This window comes from Pseudomonas sp. Pse1 (assembly GCF_024519635.1).
Lineage (GTDB): Bacteria > Pseudomonadota > Gammaproteobacteria > Pseudomonadales > Pseudomonadaceae > Aquipseudomonas.
This window is the reverse complement of the sequence record NZ_JALJRO010000001.1, coordinates 134112-157217: the sequence shown is the minus strand read 5'-3', so window position 1 is coordinate 157217 and position 23106 is coordinate 134112. Positions and strand designations below refer to the sequence as shown.

Here is a 23106-nt window from a genome sequence, read left to right as displayed (position 1 = left end):
GCAGAAGACCCCACTGATGAACGATCCAGATCAAATCAACGCCCAACGCCGCCGCGTCTTGCTTGGCATGGGTGCCGCCGGCGTCGCACTCGCCGGCAGCAGCTTGAGTTGCCCGGCCATGGCCGCCAATCCGGCGCCCGTCACCGTGGCCCCCAGCAGTGAGAAAACCCACGAGCGCCAGGCCTTTCATGGCCTGCACCAGAGCGGCATTGTCACACCGCGACCGACCTCGGGCATGCTGGTGTCGTTCGATGTGCTGGCCACTGACCGCAAGGATCTGGAGCGCCTGTTCCGCACCCTCGATCAACGCATCGCCTTTCTCATGCACGGCGGACCGGTGGCCGAGGTCGACCCGAAACTGCCGCCCGTGGACTCCGGAATTCTTGGCCCGGTGGTGACCCCGGACAACCTGACCATCACCGTGTCGGTGGGTGAGTCGCTGTTCGACGAACGCTTCGGCCTGGCCGCGGCCAAGCCCGGACGGTTGATCCGCATGGTCGGATTTCCCAACGATGCGCTGCAGCCGGACTATTGCCATGGCGACTTGAGCCTGCAGTTTTGTGCCAACAGCATCGACACCAATATTCATGCCCTGCGCGACATCCTGAAAAACCTGCCGGACCTGCTGGCGGTGCGCTGGAAACAGGAAGGCAGTGTGCCGCCGCAGGCCCCGCGCAAGCCCGGCGAACCGGCGCAAAGTGCGCGCAATTACCTGGGTTTTCGCGACGGCTCGGCCAACCCGGACTCCAACGACCCGCCGTTGATGAATCAGCTGGTGTGGGTCCAGCCCGGCGGCGACGAACCGGCCTGGGCCAGCCATGGCAGCTATCAGGCGGTGCGGATCATCCGCAACCTGGTGGAGCGCTGGGACCGGACGCCGCTGCAGGAGCAGGAAAGTATTCTGGGCCGGGTGAAAACCAGCGGCGCACCGATTGGCGGTCAGCATGAAAGCCAGGTCCCGGATTACGCCAAAGATCCCCAGGGCAAGCTGACCAAACTCGATGCCCACATCCGCCTGGCCAACCCGCGCACCGCGCAGACCCAGGCCAACCGGATCCTGCGCCGGCCGTTCAACTACTCCAACGGCGTGAGCAAGAACGGCCAACTGGAGATGGGCCTACTGTTCATCTGTTACCAGGCTGACCTGCACAAGGGCTTTATCACCGTGCAGAACCGGCTCAATGGCGAGCCTCTGGAGGAGTACCTGAAGCCGATTGGCGGTGGGTATTTCTTCACGCTGCCTGGGGTCACCGATGACAAGGATTTCATTGGTCGTTCGCTGCTTGATGCCACGCAGCCGAAAACCTCGGTTTGATCGTCATCTCCCGCTCCTACAAAGATCGGCACTTTGATTTTCCCACCCACCCGCGGAACAGTCCCATGAAAAAGTCGTCTCTCGCTTTGCTGGTCGCCCTTGGTTTGCTGCACGCCCCCGCTTCGGTCTTCGCCGCCACCGCGCCGCTGGACCTGGTGGGGCCGATTTCTGACTACAAGATCTACGTCACCGAACAGCTTGATGAACTGGCCAGTCATACCCAGGCCTTCACCACGGCGGTGAAGCAAGGCGATCTGGCTACCGCGCAAAAGCTCTACGCGCCGACGCGGGTGTACTACGAGTCGATCGAACCGATCGCTGAGTTGTTCAGCGATCTCGACGCCTCTATCGACTCGCGGGTCGATGACCACGAGCAAGGCGTCAAGGCCGAAGATTTCACTGGTTTCCACCGTATCGAATACTCGTTGTTTTCCGAGAAAAGCACTCAGGGACTGGACGCCCTGGCCGATGGCCTGGACAAGGACGTCAAGGACCTGCAAGCACGGGTTGCCGGCCTGACCTTCCCGCCTGAGAAAGTCGTCGGCGGCGCTGCAGCGTTGCTCGAAGAAGTGGCCGCGACCAAGATCTCCGGTGAGGAAGACCGCTACAGTCACACTGACCTCTACGACTTCCAGGGCAACATCGACGGAGCGAAGAAAATCGTCGAGCTGTTCCGCCCGCAACTGGAACAGCAGGACAAGGCTTTTGTGGCCAAGGTCGACAAGAACTTTGCCAGCGTCAACACGATCCTCGCCAAGTACAAAACCGCTGACGGTGGCTTTGAGACGTACGACAAGGTCAAGCCGAACGATCGCAAGGCGCTGGTCGGACCGGTCAACACCCTGGCTGAGGATCTGTCGACGCTGCGGGGCAAGCTGGGCTTGAACTGAGTCCGGTTCATCCAGTCGAGGGCGCTGCTCCACAGCCTCTCGACTGGGCTGGTCGAAAAAACCGTTAGCCTGCTTCCTTTTGCCCCCGTCCCGCGCCATGATGCGGCTTACCGCCCGCCCGCGAATGAGCCACCATGTCTGCGCAGCAAGCCCCCCACGTCAGCTCCATGGCGATCACCCTGCAGATCGTCTCCATCGTCTTCTATACCTTCATTGCCTTCATCTGCATCGGCCTGCCGATCGCGGTGCTGCCCGGCTACGTGCATGAGCATCTGGGCTTCAGTGCCGTGGTTGCCGGTCTGACCATCGGTTCGCAATACCTGGCCACCCTCCTTAGCCGGCCCATGGCCGGACGCACCTGCGACACGGTCGGCACCAAGCGCGCCATTGTCTATGGCCTGACGGGGATTTTCCTCAGCGGACTGCTGACCCTGTTCAGCACGTTTCTGGAGAACTGGCCGTTACTGAGCCTCGGCGTACTGATCGCTGGGCGACTGCTATTGGGGGTAGCCCAGGGGCTGATTGGGGTGGGCACCATCAGTTGGTGCATGGGCAAGGTCGGCGCCGAGCACACCGCGCGTTCGATCTCCTGGAACGGCATTGCATCCTACGGCGCCATCGCCATTGGTGCGCCACTCGGCGTGGTGATGATCGATGCCTGGGGGTTTGCCAGCCTGGGGATCGCCCTTTCGGTCCTGGCGGCGGGTGCCCTGCTGTTGATCCGCAACAAACCTGCAGTGCCGGTGATTCGCGGTGAGCGGATGCCGTTCTGGTCGGTGTTCGGCCGGATAGCGCCCTTTGGTGCCAGCCTGTGCCTGGCCTCGATTGGTTACGGGACACTGACCACCTTTATCGCGCTGTATTACGTCAACCGTGGCTGGGCCGGTGCCGCTTATTGCCTGACGGTGTTTGGCGTGTGTTTCATCGTGGCGCGGCTGTTGTTTATTTCCAGCATCAATCGCTTTGGCGGTTACCGATCGGCCATTGCCTGCATGAGTATTGAGGCAGTGGGGTTGACGCTGTTGTGGTTAGCGCCCTCGACCGGCTTCGCTCTGATTGGCGCCGGGCTGACCGGTTTTGGTCTGTCGCTGGTGTATCCGGCGTTGGGCGTAGAAGCGATTAAGCAAGTGCCTGGCAGCAGCCGGGGGGCCGGCTTGAGTGCCTATGCGGTGTTTTTTGACCTGGCACTGGCCATTGCTGGGCCGTTGATGGGGGCGGTGGCGTTGAATCTGGGCTATTCGTGGATTTTCTTTTGGGCGGCGGCGTTGTCGGTGGGTGGGTTGGGCTTGACGGTGTGGTTGAAGCAGCGTGGCCAGGGAGTTTGATGAGCGCCCGGAAGTTCACCCCATCGCCTTGTTGAGGATTTCCATCAGGCCCAACTGATTGAACGGTTTGGCCAGTCGCGGCAGGTCGGCGACAAAGCCATCGAGGCGCTGGGCGAAGCCGGTGGCGAGGATGATCGGGAAGTCCGGGCGCAGTGCGCGAATCGCCTGCGCCAGTTGCGCGCCATCCACCAGCGGCATGGCCATGTCAGTAATCAGCAGGTCGATATCGTCGCGTTTCTTGAACACTTGCAACGCCTCGGTGGCAGAGGTGACACAGATCACCTGATGACCGAGGTCTTCCAGCAGCAGTGAGGTGCTGATCAGGACCAGGTTGTCGTCGTCCACCAGCAACACACACAAGCGCCTCGGTGCCGACACCTCCGGCTGGGCCGCCGGGGTGACCGCAGACGCCGCCGCAATCGCCTGCGGCAACCAGAGTTCGGCGCAGGTGCCCTGCCCCGGTTCGCTTTTGAGCACCAGGCAACCCCCCAGTTGCTCGGCCAGGCCATGCACCATCGATAAGCCCAGGCCCGTGCCCTTGCCTACCCCTTTGGTGGTGAAAAACGGATCGGTAGCCTGGGCCAGGGTGGCGTCATCCATGCCCTGGCCGTTGTCGCTGATCGACAGGCAGACATAGGGTTTGTTGGGCAAACCAGTGGGCAGGCTCTGGCCCCTTTGCGAGTCGACAGCCTGGATCAGAATCCGCCCGCCCTGGGGCATGGCATCGCGGGCATTGGTCGCCAGGTTGAGGATCGCCAGTTCCAATTGGTTGACGTCGGCCAGGATCGGCGGCAGGTCCGGCGGCAAGTCACACTGGATGGTCACCAGATGCCCGAGGGAGCTGCGCAGCAGCCCGGTGATGTTTTCCAGCAGCCGCGGCAAGGCCACTGACTCGGTCTTGAGTTCCTGGCGGCGGGCGAAGGCCAGCATGCGCTGGGTCAGGGACACGCCGCGCTGGGCGCCGAGGGCGGCATTGTCCAGCAGTTGCAGGACCTTGGGATCGTCGCCGGCACGTTTGCGCAGCAACTCCAGGTTGCCGAGAATCACCGTCAGCAGGTTGTTGAAGTCGTGGGCGATGCCGCCACTGAGTTGGCCGATGGCCTGGAGTTTCTGCGACTGGAACAGCGCTTCGCGGGCCTTTTCCAGTTCGCGCTGGGTCTGGACCGATTCGCTGATGTCGCGGGTGATCTTGGCAAAGCCGAGCAGTTTGCCGGTCTCGCCGCGAATCGGATCAATGATCACATGGGCGAGGAATCGAGTGCCGTCCTTGCGCACACGCCAGCCCTGCTTTTCGAAGCGGCCATCGCGGATCGCCACCTCCAGCGCCCGCTGCGGCTCGCCGTTCTCGCGGTCCTCGGGGGTGTAGAACAGGGAAAAATGCTGGCCGACCACCTCATGGGGCATGTAACCCTTGATCCGCTGCGCTCCCAGGTTCCAGTTGCTGACCCGGCCTTCGGGGTCAAGCATGTAGATCGCGTAGTCGGTGACGCTCTGTACCAGCAGGCGGAACTGCTGCTCGCTCTGCTTGAGGGTTTCCTCGGCAGCCTTGCGCTCGGTGAGATCGCGGGTGATCTTGGCAAATCCGAGCAAAACGCCCTCGGGACTGCGGATCGGGTCGATCACCACGTGGGACCAGAACGGCGTGCCGTCCTTGCGCAGCCGCCAGCCTTCGCCTTCGAACCGACCTTCCTCGATCGCCGTGCGCAAGGCTCGCTGCGGCAGGCCGTTGCGTCGGTCTTCGGGGGTGTAGAAGCAGGAAAAATTGGCGCCGAGGATTTCCGCCTCGGTGTAGCCCTTGATCCGTGCCGCGCCGGCGTTCCAGCTGGATACCACGCCTTGCGGGTCGATCATGTAGATGGCGTAGTCCACCACCGAGTCAATCAACAGTTTCAGGCGCGATTGTTCCAGCGGGTTTTTCGGTTCTTTGCTCATGGCAGGTCGCATGCAGGCTTCCGAGGTGTTGAGAATAGATGACAAGCCATGGCTACGGCAGCGGATTGCCCCCGGTCACACCAAATACTTCGCCGGTGATGTAACTGGACTCCTGGAGGCCAGAAACACATAGAGTGGTGCGCATTCTGCGGGCTGGCCGGGGCGCTTCATAGGGGGGTGACCGCCGAAGTCGGCGATTTTCTCCCGGGGCTGGCCGCCGCTGGGTTGCAACACGTTCCAGATCGGCCCCGGCGCCACCGCATTAACCCAAATGCCGTGTTCGATTACCTGCTTGGTCAGAGCCTTGGTCATGGCGACGATGAAAACAAAGCCTGTACAGGTAGAAAGCAAGGTCGTGTGGAAGGTTTGGAATTTTTCCTCGATGGCCGACAGACGGGGCGGCCAGCCCGCTGCAAAGAATTTGAACTCCGGAAAAAACCGTCTCTCACAATGCATATGCAGGCACAGCCGCCGCGCAGATATTGGGGGAGAAGGATGATGGACGTATCGACTGTGCAGGACTCCATGAGCCAGTTGCTCGCTGAATTCGCCGGGCGTGGGGCCCCTCTCGAACTGGACCGACGCCTGCCCGAGTTATTGCAAGCTTGCATCGAGGCAGGCCACACCGACCTGCCGCTGCCCGGTCACGGCCAGACGTTGCAACGCTGGCGCAGTCTGGCCCAGGTTGCCGGTGCCGACCTGGCGCTGCTCAAGCTGTACGAAGGCCACACCGATGCCCAGGCGATACTTGCTGAATTGCACGCGCAGGCATTGAACCAACCGGGTATCTGGGGGGTGTGGGCCGCTGAACCGCCGAATGCCAAAGTACAGATTGTTGCTCGTGAGCAAGGTCGGGTACGCCTCAGTGGGACCAAGGCCTGGTGCTCTGGCGCACTGCAAATCGAGCACGCCTTGCTCACCGCCTGGGATGAACAACAACGGCCGCAATTGGTCGCGCTGACCCTGGCGCAACCGGGTGTCAAACTGCGCAGTGACGACTGGCAGGCACGCGGCATGGCGCTGACCGCCAGCGCGAATGTCGAGCTGGATCACGTGTTAGCGGACTGCGTCGGCATCAGCGGCGCTTATGTTCAGCGCCCGGGTTTCTGGCAGGGCGGCGCGGGGATCGCCGCCTGCTGGTATGGCGCGGCCCAGGCGCTGGCCGAGCGTCTGCGCAAGCAGTGCAGCGGCCCGCGCGAGGATCCCCACGCCCAGGCCCATCTGGGTGCCGTCGATGCAGCCCTGCAGGGCGCCGCCGACAGCCTGCGCCAGTGCGCGGCATGGATTGACCAGCAGCCTGACGCCGATGTCGAGTTGATCGTGCGTCGCACCCGGGCCCAGGTCGAAGCGTCGGTGGAACAGGTGCTCTGGCATGTCGGTCGGGCATTGGGCGCCACACCTTTTTGTCGTGATCCGCAGTTCGCCCGCTTGAGCGCCGACTTGCCGGTGTTCATCCGTCAAAGCCACGCCGAGCGTGACCTGGCGGAACTGGGGCGGCAACTGGCTGCCGATGCGCGCCAGGGCTGGTGCCTATGAGCGCGGATGCGGAAAAATCTTTTCACGGCACCGGTACCACCCTCGCCCAGTGGCAAGCCTCTCGGGCCTTGCAATCAGTGCCGACGATTTCCCGCGATCTGCTACTGCCCGCCGGCCACCGGCTGGTGGTGGTGGCGCCGCACCCGGATGACGAGGTGCTGATGTGTGGCGGCCTGCTGGCCAATCTGGCGGTGGACGACAACGAGTTGCTGCTGATTTCCGTGACTGACGGCACCGGCAGTCATCCGGGCTCGACCCTGTGGCCGGTGGAACGGCTGCGCAGAGAGCGTCCTCGGGAAAGTGCCGAGGCCCTGTCGCGCCTTGGCTTCGATCCGCGCACGGTTGAATGGCGGCGCCTGGAGCTGGCCGACAGTGCCGTCGCCGACAGTCACGAAACCCTGCTTCAACAACTCTGTGCAGTCCTGCGCAGCGGCGACCGCGTGCTCACCACCTGGCGCCATGACGGCCACTGCGATCACGAAGCCGTGGGCCGCGCCTGCGCCAGTGCCTCCAGGCGATGCCAGGCGCAGTTGCTGGAGGTTCCCGTCTGGGCCTGGCACTGGGCACATCCCGAGGATCCGCGTCTGCCCTGGCTAAGGGCACGCAAGCTGGCAGTGCCGGCCCATACCCTCGAACGCAAGCGCGCTGCCCTCGCCGCCCACCGCAGCCAAGTGCTGGCCGACCCGAGTACCGGGCGTCCGGCGATTCTTTCTACGGCGACCCTGGAGCGCCTGCTGCAACCTTTCGAACTGGTATTCCTGTGAGCCTGGACGCGACCTACTTCGAGCAGCTGTTCACCGCCGCCCCCGACCCCTGGGCCTTGGGCAATCGCTGGTACGAGCAGCGCAAGCGCGCCCTGACTCTCGCGGCGCTGCCCCGGCAACGTTATACGCGGGCGTTCGAACCGGCCTGCGCCAATGGCGACCTGAGTGCCCTGCTCGCCCCCCGTTGCGAGCACTTGCTGTGCATGGACGCCAGTGCCACCGCCACGCAACTGACCTGCCAGCGCTTGCAGTGCCAGCCGCAGGTCGAAGTGCGGCAGGGGCATTTGCCCGCCGACTGGCCCGAGGGTGAGTTCGAACTGATCGTCCTCAGCGAGTTTGGCTACTACCTCGACAGCAGCGACTGGGCTCAGGTAATCGACCAGGCGCAAGCCAGCCTCAGCCCCCAGGGTTCACTGCTGGCCTGCCACTTCTTGCGGCCAATGGCCGAGTGTCCGCAAACCGGGCAACAGGTGCACGAGCAGTTGCAGGCGCGGCTGGACCTGGTGCGTGTGATGCAGCACCGGGAAGCGGATTTCCTGCTCGAACTCTGGTGCCGCGAACCTGGCGGCCTGGACCTTGAGGAGCCGTGCTTATGATCGGTGTCGTCGTTCCTGCCCATAATGAACAAGCGCTGCTCAAGGACTGCCTGGAGGCACTGCGGTGTGCGGCCGATGAGGCCGGCGAAGAGGTGCGAATCCTCGTAGTGCTCGACGCCTGCACCGACCGTTCCCGGGAAATTGCCCAAGCCTGCGGGGTGCAGACCCTGGAGATTGAGGCCGGCAATGTCGGCTATGCGCGGCGCGCCGGTGCCGCCCATCTGCTGGATCAGGGAGCGCGCTGGCTGGCCTGCACCGACGCCGACAGTCGAGTGCCAGGCAATTGGTTACGCCAGCAACTGGCGTTCAACGCCGATGCGGTGTGCGGCACGGTGAGTATCGAGGAGTGGGATCCGCTGCATTCACCCGAAGTACGCCAGCGCTACCAGAGCCTGTACCAGTCCCATGAGGGCCACCGGCACATCCACGGCGCCAACCTGGGGGTCTGCGCCGAAGCCTATCGGCGCGTGGGTGGCTTCCAACCGCTGGCGGTGCACGAGGACCGCTACTTGATCGAAGATCTGCAGCGTAGCGGCGCGAGCATCGTCTGGACCGCGCTCAACGGTGTGCGCACCAGCAGCCGTCTGGATTGCCGGGCCCAGGGTGGTTTCGGCGATTACCTGAAGGCGCTGGCGCGGGAGGGCGAAGCTTGAAGGGTTGAGCCGCGTCAACGGCGGCGTACTACCCTCACCCGGCCACTGTTGCCACCGCCACAGAAAAACCGCTCGCCGCCATCCGACTCCAGCCCCGACACGCCAATGCCGGCGGGCATGCGCAAGGTTTCGAGGACTTCTGCGGTTTGCGGATCGATCCGGCGGATCTCGCTTTCCTCACCTTCCCAAGTGCCGTGCCAGAACTCACCGTCGACCCAGGTCACCCCGGTGACAAAGCGGTTCGATTCCAGGGTGCGAAGGATCTTCCCGGTCTGCGGGTCGAGTTGGTGAATCTTGCGGCCCTGGTACTGACCGACCCACAGCGAGCCCTCGGCCCAGGTCAGCCCTGAATCGCTGTCGCCTGGCGCCGGGACAGTGCTGAGTATGTCTCCGGTCTGTGGGTCGATTTTTTGAATCGAACTCTCGGCGATCTGGTACAGGTAACGGCCATCGAAGGCGGTGCCGGCATCGGCGGGCATGGCGAAGTTGCGCTGGGTCTTGCCGTCCTGTGGGTCGAATGCAGTGAGTCCCTGATTGTTGGCGAACCACACACGCTCACCGTCCCAGGTCACGCCGTGGACACTCTGCACACCCTCGAAGGGGCCGTATTCCTGCACGATGGTTGCGGCTGACTGTTTCATCTGGACATCCTCATCTGGGCTGAGTCTGCAGCCTAATCACTGGGCAGCGTCGGCGTGAGTAACAATGCCGTCGCGAATCCGGGCAGCGGCGGAATCAGCCAGCGCGCTGCTCGACCCCGGCCGAACGCCTGTACTTTGCCGGCGCTGGCCAGGCTCTCGAGTGCGCGCTGCACGCTGCGCTGGCTGATGCCCAGGGCCAGCGCCAGAGCTGAGCTGGACCAGGCCTGGCCATCCATCAGCAAGGCCAGGACGTCACCGTAGTGAGTGTCCTGTGGCCACGCCAGTACCGCCACCCCGGGTTGACCGCGAGCGATCAAGGCATAGCCATCGGCAGTAGCGCTGACCTCGGCAAGGGGTTTAAGCAGCACCCGCAGGCGGCCGATTTCTACGCGCAGGCGGGCGCGATGGGACTCATCGCTGAGCTTGAGATTGAATGCACGGGCAATCAAGGTCGCCCGGTCCACTGCGGCCGGCCAGGCTTCGCCAAGGCTGCGCAGCAACGCCATCAACACCGGGCGCCCGGCCAGGGAGACTTGTTTATGAGCATCCTGCAGCAACTGCCGGCGGTCATCGATCACCAGCATCGGCGAATCCAGTAGCGCCTGTATCTGCTCCAGCAGCAACAGGCGTTCGTCGCCAGGACCGGTGATGCGCGCCGCCGGGGTGTCGAGCACCTGCCAGGCGTCCTGCACTTCGGCGCTGAGGGCCGGGATATGGGCCTGGTGCGCGGCATCGCTGGCATGGGTAAGCGCGCTGTGGGCGGTGGCGATGTCCAGCTTGCGGATCGCCAGGCCGGCGCGGGCCAAGCCATGAATCGCCTGCAGCGAAGCAGGTAAACGGGTGGGATCGATTTCGTTGAGTTGTGCCTCGGCCTGGTCGAGGGCACCGAGCAACGACAGTCGACGAATCGCCACGAAACGAGCATGGGCGGCATTGGCCCAGTCGCCCTGCTGTTCGAGCACGGCGCGGGCTGCTTCCAGAGGTTTGTCGGGTTGACCGAGATCCCGGGCGGCAAAGGCGATCTCCGCCTCGGCCACCACACAACGGGCCCGAGCCAGGGTCTGCCGCGGACTGAAGGCCCGGGCGGCACTGCGCAACAGTGTACGGGCACGGGCAAAATCACCCAGTTGCGCCATGGCGATGCCACGCAGGGCCAGCGCCGGTGGATCATCGCGCAAGGCCACGCGGTCCAGCGCACCCAGCGGATCGCCGGCCGCCAGTGCGCGGGCGGCGGCCGTGATCAGTGCGTCCATGTCGAACCCGGCACGGCGGGCACTCCTTGGATTGAGGGGGTGCCGTGCAGTCTAGCTGGCGTCTGCCGTCACGCCGCCGGCAGGCTCGGCGCCAACACGCCCTGGCGTTTGCGGTGGATCAGGAAGTACGCGCCGTAGCACAGGGCAATGAAGCCAAAGCCCCAGTACAACGACGGCCGCTGGGTTTCATCCAGCGCGAGGAACACGAACAGCGAGCAGCACAGGGCGATGCAGGTCAGCGGTAGCACCGGGAACCAGGGCGCACGGTATTTCAAGTCGCTGAGCTGGCCGCCATCGCGCAGATAGGCCTTGCGGAACCGGTACTGGGCCAGGGCAATGACGATCCAGGTCACGGTGCCGGACATGCCGCTGACCGCCATCAGCACCATGAACAGGGTGTCGGCGGCGATGAAGCTGGTCATTAGCGACACCAGGGCAAAGCACAGGGTAATGCTCAGGGCGCGCAAGGGAACGCCACGTTTGCTCAGCGGCGACAGGCTTTTCGGCGCCATGCCGGTTTTCGACATGGCCCAGAGGATCCGCGTCGAGGCATAGAGGCCGGAGTTGCCCACCGATAGAATCGCGGTGAGGATGACGAAGTTCATCAGGTCTGCGGCGTAGGGAATGCCAACCATGTCGAACACCTGGACGAACGGGCTTTCCATCAGGCCCGCCTGCTGCCACGGGACGATGGCCGAGAGCACGACGATCGCCAGCACGTAGAAAATCAGCACGCGGAACACCACGTTGCGCACCGCACGGGGGATGCTTTTTTCCGGCTGGTCGGTTTCACCTGCTGCCACGCCCATGATCTCGCAACCCTGGAAGGCGTAGACCACAGTCATCATCACCGCGAACACTGCCGACAGGCCGTTGGGGAACAGCGAGTCGCCGATCAGGTTGTTCATCATCGGCGCCGGTTCGCCGCTGGTCAGCGGGATTGCGCCGAAAATCACCAGTACACCGACCACGATAAAACCGAGAATCGCCGCCACCTTGATCCCCGAAAACCAGTACTCGGCTTCACCAAAGGCGCGGGTCGCCAGAGCATTGAGGCCGAACAACACCACCACGAACAGCGCCGACCAATACCAGATCGGCACCTCGGGGAACCAGCGCGTCATCAGCATGCCGGCGGCGGTGAATTCCAGGCCGACGGTGGTGGCCCAGCTCATCCAGTAGACCCAGCCGATCATGAAGCCGGTGGCCGGGCCGATGAATTGGGTGGCGTGGGTCTGGAACGAGCCGGAGACCGGCATCTGCACCGACAGTTCGCCGAGGCAGACCATCACCAGGTACATCAGGAATCCCGCCACCAGGTACGCCAGAATCGCCCCCACCGGCCCGCCCTGATTGATCGTCACCCCCGAGCCCATGAACAACCCGGTGCCAATCACACCGCCCAGGGACAACATGAAAATGTGCCGGCTTTTCAGGGCGCGGGTCAGGTGGATGCCGTTGCGTTCGTTTGCTTCGCTCATGTCGGCTTTGCGGCCATTCATTATTATTATCTCCAATAAGCTTCGAAGACCGCGCCAGGGCGGTTGCCTCGATTATTGGAAGGTCATGTAAGGTGCTGTTGACCCTGAAGATCGAAGTTGTGCGAAGTCGTAACAAAGATGTAGGGGGCGTTTACATCAACCCCTCCAACACCCCCAACGCCCGCTCCATCTGCTCATCCACCCCAACCGCCAACCCTCGAACCCGAGCCTCGGCATTGGCCAGTGCCGCTTCCTCCAGCTTGCGCAGAACCCCAGCCAACCCACGCAGCCCCAGGGAATCACTGCTACCCGCCAAACGATGGGCCAAGTGCGCGACCTCGGTGCAATCATCGGCAGCAATCGCTTCACCGAGCGCCGCGCGATGGGCAATGATCGAAGTGTGCAACACCCGCAACAGGCCCTGGACCTTCTGCTCGCCGAGCAACAGCCGATGGTTATTCAACAGCGGCCAGTCAACGGCCGAGTCAGTCGCTTCGACAATCGCTGCGCGAGACTCGCCGGCCAGTGCCCGACGCAGATCGTCCAGCCGCAAGGGCTTGGCGAGCACGCCGTCCATCCCGGCTTCCAGATAGCCACGCACCGCCGCCGGTTGCACACTGGCGGTCAGGGCGAAAATCCGCGTGGTCGCGTTCGGACCGCCGCCATCGCGGATCCGTTGACACAGCTCGACGCCACTGAGCCCCGGCAAATGCACGTCCAGCAGCATCACATCGAAGACCTGGGCGGCACACTCGGCCAAGGCCTGGACAGCCTCTTCGGCCAACCACACCTGATGCCCGTCGCGTTGCAGCAAACCACTGACCACCTCGCGATTGAGCGCGACGTCCTCGACCACCAGAATCTTTAATGACGGGCCCGGCGTAAATACCGGATGGACGTCGGCGACAGCAGCAGCCGGCTGCAACTCGAGTTCGAACCAGAAGCAACTGCCACGCCCCGGCTGGCTGTCGACGCCAATCACTCCGCCCATTTTCTCCACCAGATGTTTGCAGATCGCCAGGCCCAGCCCGGTGCCGCCAAACCGTTGCGCCACCTCCTCACTGGCCTGGGTAAAGCGCTCGAAAATCTTCGCCTGCATGTCTTCGGCAATACCTATGCCGTTGTCCGTGATGCTGATCCGCAAACGCTGCCCGCCTTGCAACGGAACAGGCGCCAACCCCTGCACCCGCACACTGACCTGCCCGCCTTCGGTGAACTTGATCGCATTGGCCAGCAGATTACTCAGCACTTGTCGCAGGAATTGCTCGGCGCCCTGATGGCGTTGGCCAACCGCTGGATCGACCTGCCAATCCAGCCGGGTGTGGTTGCTTAGGGCCCGGGGTTCGAGCAGGGTCAGCACTTCATCGAGCAACTGGCGAATCGAGAAATTCACCGGCTCGGGATGGCTTTCGCCCTCCTCCAGCCGGGCGAAGTACAGCACTTCGTTGAGAATTGCCAACAAGCCTTCGCCAGCCTTGTACAGCGCATCCAGGCGCTTGCCGTCGCGCTCGTCCAGACTGGCCCCGCGCAGCAGTTGTGCCATGCCGAGAATGCCATTGAGCGGCGTGCGCAGTTCATGGCTCATGGTTGCCAGGAACCGCGACTTCGCCAGGTTGGCCGCCTCGGCCTCCTCCTTCGCGTGCATCAGGCTGGCGGTCCGCCGCTCGACCATGCGCAGCAGTTCGTCACGTTTGTCCTGCAGGGCCAGGCGATCGGTTTCGCGGCGATCGATGTCGCTGAGAATCGCCCGGCGCATGTCATCCAGGGCATGGGCCACGGTATCGATTTCGTCGGCGACGCCGCTGCGACTCTTGTCCAGGCGCAAGGGCTCCTGCCATTCGCCGGCCGCGATGCGCCGGGCAAACTCGGCCATCACTTGCAGGTGGCGGGTGACCAGGCGATAGAACAACCCCGACAACGCTACCGCCAGGCCGCACAGAAACACACTCATCCACAGCAGGCTGGTCAGGCCGGTGGCGTACAGGCGTTGATGCACGGCCCCCAGATCCGTGCTGACTTCCAGCTCACCGAGGTGACGAATCCCACCGCTGGGAGGCTGGTAATTAAGCGCGAAGCGTTCGATACGCAGCGGACCGACCGGCGCCGGATTGCCCTGCAGCAGATCGAAGTCAGGGCTGTTCAGGCGGACCCGAGCCACATCGGAGAAATCCACCAGGCCCCGCAGTTGCACATTCAACTGCTCCTGGTTGAGGTCCCACAGACTGCGCTCGAGGCTGGCCAGGTAGCCGGCGCGGATCAGTTCCATGCGCGCATCAATGTCGCGCATCTCCCGGCGGTACTCGATATACAACTGCACACTGCTGGCGAGCACGGTGAAACACAGACTGAACAGCAGGATAAACAGCAGCAGCCGACGCAGCAGGCCACCGGGTTTGGCGCGGATCATCGGGCGTCCGCCGGCAGGCTGACCATGTCGCGGTAGGTGACCTCGCTTTCATTGAGCCAACGCTCGATATCACCGGCATCGACCATACGCTGCAGTTGCGCATCGATCCTTGGCATCTGGCTGGCCAGCGGCGAGCGGCGCGACACCGCGACCCGCAGGTAGTCCACGTTCAAGGCCTTGGGCAAGGCGACGATGTCCTGCGCCCCGGCCAGGTGCTCAACGTAGAGCTCGCCCGTACGTCGTTCCTGGGTGATGAAGTCGATGCGTCCGCGAATCAACTTGCCGAAATTTTGCCGGCTGTCCGAGACCCACTCGATGTTGTCGTGAGCCGCCACCATGCGATCGAACGCCACGCCGTAGCTTTCGCCGAACAACAGGCCGCCGCGATAACGCGTCAAATCCTCCAGGCGTTCGAACTGCACCGGGTGCTGGCGATTGATGAACAGTGCAACTTCTTCGCGCAGCACCGGCACCCTGGAAAACAGCAGGGTTTGTTCGCGTTGCGCGGTACTGTAGGCCAGCACCACGTCGACCCGGCCTTCGGCGGCGTCCAGCAGGCAACGCTTCCAATTGCCGAGCACGACAATTTCGACCTGATACCCCAGCTCGGCAAACAGCTGCTTGACCACACTGGGTGCAAGACCGCGCACCTGTTTGCCGTCGCTCCAGGAAATTGGCGGGTACACCGGGTAATCGCAATAGCGTACGGTCTGTTGCGCCACGGCATTGCCGGCCAGCAGCGCCAGCCACAGGCCAAACAGGCAACGCATGGGAATCAGGCCGCCACGCTGGCGGTAAACAGGTAGCCGGCGCCGTGGATGGTGATGATCAGTTGCGGTTCGGCCGGGTCGTCATGCAGCTTGCGCCGCAGGCGGCCAACCAGCACGTCGATCGAGCGATCGTTGGGCACCCATTCGCGGTTGCGGATCTGGTCCATCAACTGGTCGCGGCTCAGGGTGTGGCCGCTGTTGCGCAGGAACACGCTGAGCAGTTGATACTCGCCGTGGGTCAACAGCGTCTCGCCGCCGTCGGGGTCGATCAGGCGGCGGCGGTCGGTGTCCAGGGCCCAGGCGGCGAACTGCTTGACCGGCTTGATGGTGGCGACGGGCGCTTGCGGGGTTTGCGCGTGACGCACCCGGCGAATCAGGTTTTTCGCCCGAGATACCAGTTCCCGAGGGTTGAGGGGTTTGATCACGTAGTCGTCGGCACCGCATTCGAGGCCGACAATGCGGTCGATCTCGTCGTTGCGCCCGGTGATCAGAATGATCCCGACTTCCGAACGCACCCGCAGTTCGCGGGTCAGGGTCAGGCCGTCCTTGCCGGGCAGACGGATGTCGAGCATCACCAGGTCGACCGCCTGGTTCGCCAGGAAAGTCTCCGCCAGTTCCGCCGTGGCGGCGCAGTGGACGTCGTAGCCTTCCTGGGAGAGGTAGGCGTGCAGCAGTTCGCGAATCAGCGGATCGTCATCGACGATCAGTACCCGAGGAGTCATCGCCTGGTGTCCTGCGTGTGGCCGTAGGCCTGTTTCTTATTAGAGGGTGAAGCGTGCTGCGCTAGATCCTATCTATTGCTGAACAAGTGATCAACAGCTAACGATCGGCAGGCAGTAACGTTTCCTGCCTCCGGCCTGCAGACCGTCAACCCACGCCTCGCAGATCTGGATGCCCTGCTCCGGGCTGAAGGTTCCCGGATTGAGCCCGGACTCCAGCCACAAGCCATCGAGCAAGGCACTCAGGCCAATCGCCGCGAGGTCGGCGTCGAACTGCTCCCAGCCCTCTTCCTCGGCCAACTCGGTCAGGACCTTGCGCAGGATGCTGCGGTATTCGCCATAGGAGTGTTCGTGGGCCTGGTTGATCGCCTCGGCGGTTTTTACCGCGCCCCAGAAGGCCAGCCAGGCATCGATCAGTTGCGGATCGAGCAATTCGGCGGAAAACGAGCCACGGAAAAACGCCGACAGCCGTTCGCGAGCATTCGGCGCCGCCTCGGCCATGGCGTCGCGCAGCAAATTCATGACCCGTGCGGTGATCGAGCGATAGGCTTCGGCGACCAGTTCGTCCTTGCCGGAGTAGTGATGGCTGATCAGCCCCACCGACACCCCGGCCTCGGCGCAGATCTTGCGGATCGACGCGCCCTGGAAGCCGTGTTGCTGCAGGCACACCAGCGTCGCTTCGATCAGCTTGGCCTTGCGCAGCTCCGGCTCCATGCGAGAAAAACGGGCTTCCTGATTCATCCGCGACACGCTCCTGGTTGCAATCGTAGGGCTCGCGATGAGTTGGCGAGCTGAACGACTGTACAGCAGGATGAGCGGTTTGTGGGCGGTAAAAAAACTGCGCCTCACCCAAAATCTGAAGGAGCTGGCTTGCCAGCGAACCCTGCACCGCGGTGTGTCTGATACACCGCCTTCGCCGGCAATTTCAGCGCACTTCAGAATAACGGTTAATCCCGATACCCCGGCGCCACCCGATCCAGCAGCCGCAACATGGCCGCCCACGCCAGCTGCATACCATCCGGATCACTCAACTGCCCCTCTTCCAGTGGCCGCCCAGGGTCGTTGAACTGACGCTCGGTGTGGGCGCACACCTCATGGGGTGGCAGTACCAGTTCACCGGCCGCCTGAGCCGCCAATTGAATCTCGCAGGCCTTTTCAAGGTAATACATGCGCAGAAACGCCTGGCTGACCGTCTCGCCCAGTGTCAGCAGGCCATGGTTACGCAGCATCAACACCGACTTGTCGCCCAAGTCCCGCACCAGTCGCTGCTGTTCGCTCAGGTCCAGCGCCACGCCTTCATAGTCGTGGTAGGCGACGCGGCCGTAGAACTCCATGGAGATCTGGTTCACCGGCAGCAATCCACACTGCAAGGCGGCCACCGCACAACCGGCTTTGGTGTGAGTATGCAGCACGCACTGGGCATCATGCCGGGCACCGTGGATCGCGCTGTGGATCACGAAACCGGCGGGATTGACCAGGTACGGCGTCGGCTCAACCGCACGGCCTTGAAGGTCGATCTTGACCAGATTGGACGCGCTGATTTCGTCGAACATCAAACCGTAGGGGTTGATCAGGAAGTGATGTTCCGGCCCCGGCAGGCGCACCGAGATGTGGGTGAAGATCAGGTCGGTCATGCGAAAGTGCGCGATCAGGCGATAGCAGGCGGCCAATTCCTCGCGCAGTTGTTGCTCAGTTGCATTGCTATTCATTGTGCTCCCCAGGCTGAACGGTAGACGCAGACACTAAGGCTGGACGCCACACACGTCCAGCCTGGCGGGCTTACTTGCTGGCCCAGGCGTTGAAGCGCTCTTCCAGCTCTTCGCCGTGATCGACCCAGAACGCCACGTCCATCGACAACGCGCCTTTGAGATTCTGCGGCGCCGTGGGCACCCAGCGTGCGAGTTTGTCGTCCAGGCGTGCGGCGGCTTCGGTGTTGGTCGGGCCGTAGGGGATCTGCTGCACGTAGTTGACCTGGGCCTGGGGCTGGTTGGCGAAGGCAATGAAGCGCTTGGCCTGATCGACGTGTTTCGAGCCCTTGATGATCGCCCAGTAGTCCATGCCGTACAGGCTGCCCGGCCAGACCAGGCCGAGGTGACTGCCACTCTGCGCGGCGGCGGCGATCCGGCCGCTGTAGGTCGAGGTCATCACCACATCGCCGGCAGCCAGCCACTGCGCCGGTTGCGCCCCGGCTTCCCACCACTGGATATTCGGCTTGAGCTCGGTGAGTTTGGCGAAGGCGCGGTCAACGCCTTGCGGCGTGCTCAGCACCTTGTACACGTCCTCGACCTTGACCCCGTCGGCCAGTAGCGCGAATTCAAGGTTGTACACCGCACGCTTGCGCAGCCCGCGCTTGCCGGGGGTCTTCTGCACATCCCAGAAATCCGCCCAGGAAGTCGGCGCCTGGGCCAGTTTGTCGGTGTCATAGGCGATCGCCACGCTCCACACCAGCGCAGCCGAGCCGCACTCCTGCGCAGCCTCGGGAATCAGTTGCGCGGCATGGCCGAGGGCGCTCCAGTCGAGGCGCTCGTACATGCCCTCTTCGCAGCCGCGCATCAGGTCAGGACCTTCGATCTGCACCACGTCCCAATCGACGTTGCCGGTGTCGACCATCACCTTGATCCGCGCCATCTCGCCGTTGTATTCGCTCTGGATCAGCTTGCTCTGGTCTGCTGCGCTGAACGGTTGGAAAAACGCCACGTCCTGGGCTTTCTGTCCAGCTCCGCCGTAACCGACCACCACCATGTCCGGTGCTGCCTGGGCACTGCCCAGGCCCATGGCCAGGGAGACAACCAAGGGATAAAAACCGTGCTTGAGCGTATTCGATTTCATCATGGGTTCCTCGTGCAGGTGCCCGCCGGATGAATGCCGGCGTGACCCTTTTTTATTGTTGTGAGGGTGCCCCGGGGGTGGGGGCGGATTGAAAGTACTTCAGACACCAGTAAAAAAACAAGTTGATTTTTTACTGGCAGTAAATTTCTATAGGCGCAAATAACAACAACCTGATGCGTCTGCCGCTGTTGCTTTTTGTAGGAGCGAGCCTGCTCGCGATGAACGTTAACGATTACGCGTGCTGCCTGGTTAAACACGTCGTCTGGGAGTTCTTCGCGAGCAGGCTCGCTCCCACAAGGGATAGTGGGGATTAGCCTGACTGGAGTATGCGCACCATGTCGTCCACCGCCTTCGCCCACCTGTTCGAACCGCTGCAGATCCGTGGCAAGCGCCTGAAAAACCGGATCATGTCCAGCGGTCATGACACCTCGATGCCCACCGACAACCTGGTCAACGAGCAGTTGATTGCCTATCACCGGGCGCGCGCCGAGGGCGGTGTGGGGTTGATTGTGTTGCAGGTGGCCGGGGTGCATGACAGTGCGCGCTACACCTCCCATGTGCTGATGGCCACTGACGATGCGTGCATTGCCGGCTATCGCGCGCTGGCCGAGACCTGCCATGCCCACGGCACCGTGGTGCTGTCGCAGATTTTTCACCCGGGCCGGGAAATCATGGAATCCAGCGACGGCTTGCTGGCGGTCGCCTACTCGCCGTCGGCGGTGCCCAATGAGCGCTTCCGGGTGATGCCTCGTGCCCTTGACCAGGGGATGATCGATGAGATCGTTGGCGGTTACGGCGCGGCGGCGCGACGCCTGCATCAGGCCGGAATCGATGGCGTCGAAGTGGTCGCCAGCCACGGCTATCTGCCGGCGCAATTCATCAATCCACGGGTTAACCGCCGTACCGATGGCTACAACGGCGACCTCGAACAGCGTCTGCGTTTCTTGCGTGAAGTGATCGCCTGCGTGCGTGCCAACACCGACGAACAGTTCATCATCGGTCTGCGGATTTCCGCCGACGAGCGCGACCCCGAAGGCCTGACCGAAGACGAATCGCTGCTCGCCGTGCAAGCGCTGCAAGGCGAACTGGATTACGTGCACATCGTCGCCGGCACCTCGGCGTCCTTGGGTGGCGCGGTGCACATTGTGCCGCCGATGGCCATCGAAGCGGCGTACCTGGCCCGGGAAGCCGGGACTTTCAAGGCCGGTTTGTCGATTCCGCTGTTCGTCACCGGCCGCATCAATCAGCCCCAGGAGGCCGAGCTGATCCTCGCCCGTGGTCAGGCCGACGTGTGCGGGATGACCCGCGCGCTGATCTGCGATCCACAGATGCCGAACAAGACCGACGCCGGCCGCGCCGAAGATGTGCGCGCCTGCATTGCCTGCAACCAGGCGTGCATCGGCCACTTCCACAAAGGCCTGCCGATCTCCTGCATCCAGCACCCGGAGACCGGCCGCGAGCTGATCTACGCGCAACGCCAGCCGGCGCAACAGCGCAAGCGAGTCATGATTGCCGGCGGTGGTCCGGCAGGGATGAAAGCCGCCGCCGTGGCCGCTCAACGTGGGCATGAGGTGACGCTGTACGAAGCCAGCGCGCAACTCGGCGGCCAGGTGCTGCTGGCACAATTGCTGCCGCGCCGGGCCGAATTCGGTGGCGCCAGCACCAACCTCCAACGCGAGATGGAGTTGGCCGGGGTGCGTGTGGTGCGCAACACCCGGGTCGACCGCGCCCTGGTGGAACAGCAGAAACCCGATGTGTTGATCGTCGCCACCGGCGCCCAACCCTACTGGCCTCCCTTCGAACGCGGCGGTGAATTGCAGGTGGTGGATGCCTGGCAGGTGCTGCGCGACGAGGTACAGGTCGGCCGCTCGGTGGTGGTGGTCGACTGGCGTTGCGACTGGATCGGCCCCGGCATCGCCGAACGCCTGGTTCGCGCCGGGCATCAGGTGCAACTGGCGGTCAACGGCACCCATTGCGGGGAAAATTTGCCGCTGTACGTGCGCGATCACCTGGCCGGTGAGCTGCACAAGCTCGGGGTGCCAATCACCCCCTACGCCCGTCTCTATGGCTGCGACGACAACACGGTGTACCTGCAACACACCGCCAGTGGCGAGCCGATGCTGCTGGAAAACATTGACACCTTGGTACTGTGCCAGGGCCATCAGCCAGTCGACAGCCTTGGCGCTGAGGTACAGGACCTGGTGGAGATCCGCCGGATCGGCGACTGCCTGGCCCCGCGCACTGCCGAGGAAGCGATTTATGAAGGACTGAAAGTCGCCTGGGAGCTTTGAGGCTGTTTATACTCCGGGGCTTTAGGTTTTGGCGTGAGCGCAAATCCGCGATTTTAACTGTAGGAGCGAGCTTGCTCCTGCAGGGACCGCGCCCAAGCCCCTCCCGGTCTGGAATTCGCCATGAGCAACAACAACATGCCTGCGCCCGACACCGCCAGCGCCTCACCGCATTTCCTCGGCACCCGCATCCGTGGCCTGCGCAAGCGCCGGGGCATGACCCTGGCGCAGTTGGCGCAGCTGAGTGAATTGACTGCCGGCTACATCAGCCAGCTGGAGCGCAACCTCGCCTACCCGTCGATCCCGGCGTTGTTCAACATCGCCCGCAGCCTGGGCGTGACCATCCAGTGGTTTTTCGCCAGTGAAGCCAATACCGCCCCCGAAGACGACGGCGTGGTGGTGCGCAAGAACAGCCGCCTGAGCGTGCATTACGAAGACGGCATCGTCGACCAGTTGCTCACCCCGCAACCCAACCGCCAACTGGAAATGCTCCATTCACGCTTCCCGCCCGGCACCTACAGCCAGCAAAGCTACAGCCACGAAGGCGACGAAGCCGGCTACCTACTGTCCGGCACTTTCGAGTTGTGGGTCGGCGAGCGGCATTTCCAGCTCAACGAGGGCGACAGCTTCAGCTTCCCCAGCCAGCAGCCGCATCGCTACGGTAATCCCGGCGAGGTCGATGCCGTGGTGATCTGGGTGATTACGCCGCCGACGTTCTAACGCCGCCCTCGTCCCACAACCTGCACCACCGGCGCGCGCTTGAGGGTGTCGCTGGGCAGCTCCTGGAACAAGGCGCGGTAACTGCTGGAAAAGCGCCCCAAATGCCAGAACGACCAGTGCATCGCCACTTCGGCGACGGTGGTCTGCTCGGGGTCGCGGCTGAGCAAATCGCGGCGCGCGCTGTTGAGGCGGCGCAGGCGCAGCCATTGGCTCGGGGCCATGCCGGTGAACGTCTTGAAGGCGTGCTGCAACTGGCGCAGGGACACCCCGGCGACATTCGCCAGCTCCAGCAGGTTGAGGTTTTCTTCCGGGGTGTCGGCCGCCCACTCGCCGACGCGCTGCATGATCACCCGCTCCCCGGCACGACGCTGCAGCGCGCCCGGGTCGAGACGTACGCAGGCGTTGTCGAGGATGAACAGACAGTCGTCCAGCAGTTGCTCGGTGAGGGCTTCGCGGCTGGGTGGATCGAGGGTCTCGGACAATCGGGTCAGGGTGCCGCTGAGCCAACGACTGAACAGCGCGTTCTGCTGGGAATTGAGCGGCGCGAGGAACAATCCCTCAAGGCGTTCGCTGGACAACCCATGACGCTGCACGAACTCGGGACCGAACACCACGGCCACTTCCTGATAGTTCTCCGGGGTGATCCAGATGTTGCGGCTTTCACCGTTCAGCACATACAGCGCGTTATCACTGCGATCGAAACAGAACGCCAGCGCCCCCGGCGGCGCGCTGAAATTCTGCTCGACCCGGGTGTTCATGCACTCCTCGTAGATCTCCACCCCCTGCAGGTCGAGATAGCGCACCCGGCCGGCGAAATGCCCCGGCGACATCTGCTGGTAATGCTGCACCCAGCCAGGGGTGGCACGGATCTGGTCGGCGACATCGGCGGTGTTGAAAGCCTGCACGTGCAACGGGTTTGGCGCTGTCATGAGAAAGTCCGCGCACTCTTTTGGTGCGCTTTGCGGCTGCGGAAAGTGGATAGATAAG

20 protein-coding genes and 1 pseudogene are annotated in these 23106 nt (G+C 63.3%); 9 read left to right on the top strand and 12 right to left on the bottom strand.

Annotated elements, in window-relative coordinates:
* Positions 1–16 precede the first annotated feature (16 nt).
* The 3 genes from efeB (at position 17) to NR126_RS00660 (ending at position 3530) form a co-directional block, all read left to right on the top strand.
* Positions 17–1315 carry an iron uptake transporter deferrochelatase/peroxidase subunit gene (gene efeB, locus NR126_RS00670; RefSeq protein WP_256829442.1) on the top strand — a complete coding sequence of 433 codons (1299 nt, stop codon included), beginning with the start codon at positions 17–19 and terminating at the stop codon, positions 1313–1315.
* Between the two features lie 65 nt (positions 1316–1380).
* Positions 1381–2205 carry an iron uptake system protein EfeO gene (efeO, locus tag NR126_RS00665; RefSeq protein ID WP_256829441.1) on the top strand — a complete coding sequence of 275 codons (825 nt, stop codon included), beginning with the start codon at positions 1381–1383 and terminating at the stop codon, positions 2203–2205.
* Between the two features lie 134 nt (positions 2206–2339).
* Positions 2340–3530 (top strand): MFS transporter, encoded by a 1191-nt coding sequence (locus tag NR126_RS00660; protein WP_027618915.1) that lies wholly within the window; start codon positions 2340–2342, stop codon positions 3528–3530.
* A 15-nt stretch (positions 3531–3545) separates the two neighbouring features.
* On the opposite strand, the gene NR126_RS00655 is transcribed toward NR126_RS00660, so the two are convergent.
* On the bottom strand, positions 3546–5462 hold the full coding sequence (locus tag NR126_RS00655) for a PAS domain-containing sensor histidine kinase (protein WP_256829440.1): 1917 nt from the start codon (positions 5460–5462) through the stop codon (positions 3546–3548).
* Between the two features lie 52 nt (positions 5463–5514).
* Positions 5515–5789 (bottom strand): annotated as a pseudogene (locus NR126_RS00650) (SDR family oxidoreductase); the annotation flags it as partial.
* 171 nt (positions 5790–5960) lie between these two features.
* On the opposite strand from NR126_RS00650, the gene NR126_RS00645 reads away from it, so the two are divergent.
* Genes NR126_RS00645 through NR126_RS00630 form a run of 4 tightly spaced genes read left to right on the top strand, consistent with a single transcriptional unit; the run spans position 5961 to position 9011 of the window.
* A complete protein-coding gene (locus NR126_RS00645; RefSeq protein WP_155953811.1) occupies positions 5961–6998 on the top strand; it encodes an acyl-CoA dehydrogenase in 1038 nt (345 codons plus the stop codon).
* Complete coding sequence (locus NR126_RS00640; protein WP_256829439.1) at positions 6995–7762, top strand: PIG-L deacetylase family protein; 768 nt, start codon at positions 6995–6997, stop codon at positions 7760–7762. Before NR126_RS00645 ends, NR126_RS00640 begins: the two co-directional genes overlap by 4 nt.
* Positions 7759–8358 carry a class I SAM-dependent methyltransferase gene (locus tag NR126_RS00635; protein ID WP_256829438.1) on the top strand — a complete coding sequence of 200 codons (600 nt, stop codon included), beginning with the start codon at positions 7759–7761 and terminating at the stop codon, positions 8356–8358. The genes NR126_RS00640 and NR126_RS00635 overlap by 4 nt, the downstream gene beginning before the upstream one ends.
* Positions 8355–9011, top strand: a complete 657-nt coding sequence (locus tag NR126_RS00630) for a glycosyltransferase family 2 protein (protein ID WP_105754241.1) — start codon at positions 8355–8357, stop codon at positions 9009–9011. The genes NR126_RS00635 and NR126_RS00630 overlap by 4 nt, the downstream gene beginning before the upstream one ends.
* A gap of 14 nt (positions 9012–9025) precedes the next feature.
* On the opposite strand, the gene NR126_RS00625 is transcribed toward NR126_RS00630, so the two are convergent.
* The 9 genes from NR126_RS00625 to NR126_RS00585 form a co-directional block, all read right to left on the bottom strand.
* A complete protein-coding gene (locus NR126_RS00625) occupies positions 9026–9652 on the bottom strand; it encodes a DUF5074 domain-containing protein (RefSeq protein ID WP_256829437.1) in 627 nt (208 codons plus the stop codon).
* 32 nt (positions 9653–9684) lie between these two features.
* Positions 9685–10905, bottom strand: a complete 1221-nt coding sequence (locus tag NR126_RS00620; protein WP_256829436.1) for a helix-turn-helix domain-containing protein — start codon at positions 10903–10905, stop codon at positions 9685–9687.
* Positions 10906–10973: 68 nt separating this feature from the next.
* Positions 10974–12386 carry an amino acid permease gene (locus tag NR126_RS00615; RefSeq protein WP_027618924.1) on the bottom strand — a complete coding sequence of 471 codons (1413 nt, stop codon included), beginning with the start codon at positions 12384–12386 and terminating at the stop codon, positions 10974–10976.
* A 151-nt stretch (positions 12387–12537) separates the two neighbouring features.
* A complete protein-coding gene (locus NR126_RS00610) occupies positions 12538–14793 on the bottom strand; it encodes an ATP-binding protein (protein WP_105754244.1) in 2256 nt (751 codons plus the stop codon).
* Positions 14790–15563: an ABC transporter substrate-binding protein gene (locus NR126_RS00605; RefSeq protein ID WP_027618926.1), complete on the bottom strand. Its 774-nt coding sequence runs from the start codon at positions 15561–15563 to the stop codon at positions 14790–14792. Before NR126_RS00605 ends, NR126_RS00610 begins: the two co-directional genes overlap by 4 nt.
* A gap of 5 nt (positions 15564–15568) precedes the next feature.
* Positions 15569–16285, bottom strand: a complete 717-nt coding sequence (locus NR126_RS00600; RefSeq protein ID WP_027618927.1) for a response regulator — start codon at positions 16283–16285, stop codon at positions 15569–15571.
* Positions 16286–16375: 90 nt separating this feature from the next.
* Positions 16376–17023, bottom strand: a complete 648-nt coding sequence (gene betI, locus NR126_RS00595) for a transcriptional regulator BetI (protein ID WP_027618928.1) — start codon at positions 17021–17023, stop codon at positions 16376–16378.
* 206 nt (positions 17024–17229) lie between these two features.
* Entirely contained in the window at positions 17230–17991 is a 762-nt protein-coding gene (locus tag NR126_RS00590; protein ID WP_256829435.1) for a class II aldolase/adducin family protein, read from the bottom strand.
* Between the two features lie 70 nt (positions 17992–18061).
* Entirely contained in the window at positions 18062–19111 is a 1050-nt protein-coding gene (locus NR126_RS00585) for an ABC transporter substrate-binding protein (RefSeq protein ID WP_105754246.1), read from the bottom strand.
* A 335-nt stretch (positions 19112–19446) separates the two neighbouring features.
* Here NR126_RS00585 and NR126_RS00580 point away from each other — a divergent pair, with 335 nt between their 5' ends.
* Both NR126_RS00580 and NR126_RS00575 read left to right on the top strand, forming a co-directional pair.
* Entirely contained in the window at positions 19447–21402 is a 1956-nt protein-coding gene (locus NR126_RS00580) for an FAD-dependent oxidoreductase (RefSeq protein WP_033866197.1), read from the top strand.
* 120 nt (positions 21403–21522) lie between these two features.
* The gene (locus NR126_RS00575; protein WP_105754248.1) at positions 21523–22119 is read left to right on the top strand and encodes a cupin domain-containing protein; all 597 of its coding nucleotides are present in this window, start codon (positions 21523–21525) and stop codon (positions 22117–22119) included.
* Here NR126_RS00575 and NR126_RS00570 read toward each other — a convergent pair.
* On the bottom strand, positions 22116–23048 hold the full coding sequence (locus NR126_RS00570; protein ID WP_256829434.1) for a helix-turn-helix domain-containing protein: 933 nt from the start codon (positions 23046–23048) through the stop codon (positions 22116–22118). The genes NR126_RS00575 and NR126_RS00570 overlap by 4 nt on opposite strands.
* Positions 23049–23106 lie beyond the last annotated feature (58 nt).

Bases quoted from the DNA above. Each gene is read 5' to 3' on its own strand.
- NR126_RS00615 (WP_027618924.1), bottom strand. From the start codon at position 12,386: ATGAGCGAAGCAAACGAACGCAACGGCATCCACCTGACCCGCGCCCTG.
- NR126_RS00620 (WP_256829436.1), bottom strand. From the start codon at position 10,905: ATGGACGCACTGATCACGGCCGCCGCCCGCGCACTGGCGGCCGGCGAT.
- NR126_RS00600 (WP_027618927.1), bottom strand. From the start codon at position 16,285: ATGACTCCTCGGGTACTGATCGTCGATGACGATCCGCTGATTCGCGAA.
- efeB (WP_256829442.1), top strand. From the start codon at position 17: ATGAACGATCCAGATCAAATCAACGCCCAACGCCGCCGCGTCTTGCTT.
- NR126_RS00575 (WP_105754248.1), top strand. From the start codon at position 21,523: ATGAGCAACAACAACATGCCTGCGCCCGACACCGCCAGCGCCTCACCG.
- NR126_RS00605 (WP_027618926.1), bottom strand. From the start codon at position 15,563: ATGCGTTGCCTGTTTGGCCTGTGGCTGGCGCTGCTGGCCGGCAATGCC.
- NR126_RS00610 (WP_105754244.1), bottom strand. From the start codon at position 14,793: ATGATCCGCGCCAAACCCGGTGGCCTGCTGCGTCGGCTGCTGCTGTTT.
- efeO (WP_256829441.1), top strand. From the start codon at position 1,381: ATGAAAAAGTCGTCTCTCGCTTTGCTGGTCGCCCTTGGTTTGCTGCAC.
- NR126_RS00590 (WP_256829435.1), bottom strand. From the start codon at position 17,991: ATGAATAGCAATGCAACTGAGCAACAACTGCGCGAGGAATTGGCCGCC.
- NR126_RS00630 (WP_105754241.1), top strand. From the start codon at position 8,355: ATGATCGGTGTCGTCGTTCCTGCCCATAATGAACAAGCGCTGCTCAAG.
- NR126_RS00660 (WP_027618915.1), top strand. From the start codon at position 2,340: ATGTCTGCGCAGCAAGCCCCCCACGTCAGCTCCATGGCGATCACCCTG.
- NR126_RS00640 (WP_256829439.1), top strand. From the start codon at position 6,995: ATGAGCGCGGATGCGGAAAAATCTTTTCACGGCACCGGTACCACCCTC.
- NR126_RS00580 (WP_033866197.1), top strand. From the start codon at position 19,447: ATGTCGTCCACCGCCTTCGCCCACCTGTTCGAACCGCTGCAGATCCGT.
- NR126_RS00655 (WP_256829440.1), bottom strand. From the start codon at position 5,462: ATGAGCAAAGAACCGAAAAACCCGCTGGAACAATCGCGCCTGAAACTG.
- NR126_RS00645 (WP_155953811.1), top strand. From the start codon at position 5,961: ATGGACGTATCGACTGTGCAGGACTCCATGAGCCAGTTGCTCGCTGAA.
- betI (WP_027618928.1), bottom strand. From the start codon at position 17,023: ATGAATCAGGAAGCCCGTTTTTCTCGCATGGAGCCGGAGCTGCGCAAG.
- NR126_RS00585 (WP_105754246.1), bottom strand. From the start codon at position 19,111: ATGAAATCGAATACGCTCAAGCACGGTTTTTATCCCTTGGTTGTCTCC.
- NR126_RS00625 (WP_256829437.1), bottom strand. From the start codon at position 9,652: ATGAAACAGTCAGCCGCAACCATCGTGCAGGAATACGGCCCCTTCGAG.
- NR126_RS00570 (WP_256829434.1), bottom strand. From the start codon at position 23,048: ATGACAGCGCCAAACCCGTTGCACGTGCAGGCTTTCAACACCGCCGAT.